At 42.2% G+C, this 282-nt stretch carries 1 protein-coding gene; it reads right to left on the bottom strand.

What is annotated here, in order from left to right; genetic code table 11:
* Positions 1–124: 124 nt before the first annotated feature.
* Positions 125–282 (bottom strand): DUF4942 domain-containing protein (locus E0D98_RS26455; protein WP_131891628.1); only part of this gene is annotated, 158 nt, incomplete at its 5' end.

Here is a 282-nt window from a genome sequence, read left to right as displayed (position 1 = left end):
AAAATGTACCCTCTCTTGTACCCTCGGTCCCTTCTGGTGGTTTTTATGAGAACAAGTAGATCAAGATTTTTGTCATCAGAACACGTGTATTTTTGTGGGTTTTATTCCTGAGTTTTATTCCTTTTTACATCGCTAACGCTCCGGGATAGTGCTTGGCAATAATATCATTAAGCCTGTCAACCAGCTCTGGTTTCCTGAACGTGATGTGCGCGGAGCCCTTCTTAAAGTATCTGATGCTGAACATCTCATCTTCATAGTCCTCTTTACCCTGAACAGACTGGA

The organism is Escherichia sp. KCJ4928 (assembly GCF_004352695.1).
Lineage (GTDB): Bacteria > Pseudomonadota > Gammaproteobacteria > Enterobacterales > Enterobacteriaceae > ECMA0423.
Note: the sequence above shows the minus strand (reverse complement) of the source record. Positions and strands in the feature narration are given on the sequence as shown.